Raw genomic sequence first — 1,431 nt, forward strand, 5'->3', positions numbered from 1 at the left:
GCCAGCGCCTTGACCGTGCTCGGATGGATCGGCACTTGCCGGGACTTGGCGAACTTGGTCTGCCGGATCGTCAGCATCCCGCGCTTGAGGTCGACATCCGCATCGCGCAGGTGAATGGCTTCGGAAACGCGCAGTCCGGTCGAAGCCATCAGACCGAACAGGGTTTCGTAGGTGAAGGGCCGAATGCTGCCGGCGGGGCCGAGTGTGCGTGCTGCCGCGAGCAACTCGACGATCTCGTCGTCATGGTAGATGTGAGGTGCAACGCGGCCGGGTTCCGGACCGAAGAGCGATGCCTCGGGCACCTCGGTATCCGGCTCGAACTGCTGCAGGTAACAGATGAAGTGCCGCAGTCGTCCCCAGCTGCGCGCCCAGGTGCCTGCATCGCCATTGCCATCCTTGGCGGTACGCACCCATTCGGCCATGAGTTCGGCCGTCAGCGGACCACGATGGCGTTTGGCCGCCACGAAGCGGGCAAACCTGGAGAGGAAGGCGTCACCGGAGCGCAGACGGAAACCCTGACGACGGCGTTCGGCCAGATAGTCGTCGATTCTGGCCTGCAGGCTTCGGCGTCGGCTCATGATTCACTCCCCGGCCAGGGCAGCGCAACGTCGGCGAGATTTGGCGTGTCGAGCTTCGCGTAGATCCGGGAGGTTTCCAGAGACCGGTGCCGCAAGACATCAGCAACTTCCTTGAGTGAGCCGCCGTTCTCGACGAGGCGACACGCCAGCGTATGCCGCAGAACGTGCGATCCTGTACCAGGCAAGCCGGCCCGTTGGCACGCCCGGCGGATCACGTTCTGAATCGCATAGGTTGTGACCGGAACGTCCCGCGAGTCGCGGCGGCAAAGGAAGATTGCCCGGCTTGGGGTTGCCGGGCGCTCATGCTGCAGATAGTCCGCCAAGGCTTGCCCGGTGGTCATCGGCAGCGGCAGGACGTCCCGCCGTCGCGACTTCGTCCCCTTCAGCGTGACCGTGCCTTCTCGCCAGTCGATGTCGTCGATCGACAGGTTCGCGATCTCGCCAGCGCGTAGCCCCAGGTCCAGTGCGCAGCGGACGATGGCATAACCTCGCCGGGGCTTGCGTCCATAAGGGAGTGCGGCGAGCAGCCGTTGAACTTCGTCCGGCTTGAGGGCGCGGGGCAGCACTGCAAGGTTCCACTGCACCGGTGAGGAGATGACTGCGCTCAGACCGGCAACCGAGTCGCCGCAGATCGTCCGATAGCGGAGGTAGCTTCGCAAGGCGGTTGCGACTTGCGCAGCGGCAGAATGCGAGGGGCTTTCTCCCAGTTGCCGAGCGATGAAGCGCTGAACCTCGGCTGCGTGCAGCCTGGCCATGTCGATGACGCCGCCGGCAAACTTCTTCTGCAACAACAGACCAACGATGCGGCAATGGTTGCGGCGTGTGCTTGCCGCAAGGCCACGGACGTCATGCA

The 1,431-nt window shown here is 64.5% G+C and carries 2 protein-coding genes; both read right to left on the reverse strand.

The genetic code is table 11. From position 1 onward, the window contains the following. A partial coding sequence (locus ACPT9U_RS17685) for a tyrosine-type recombinase/integrase (protein ID WP_435751919.1) occupies positions 1-578 on the reverse strand: 578 nt, incomplete at its 3' end. Then, the coding region (locus tag ACPT9U_RS17690) for a site-specific integrase (protein WP_435751920.1) at positions 575-1,431 on the reverse strand (857 nt) is incomplete at its 5' end. The genes ACPT9U_RS17685 and ACPT9U_RS17690, both read right to left, overlap by 4 nt.

The sequence above is a fragment of the Thauera sp. AutoDN2 genome, assembly GCF_051280715.1.
GTDB lineage: Bacteria > Pseudomonadota > Gammaproteobacteria > Burkholderiales > Rhodocyclaceae > Thauera.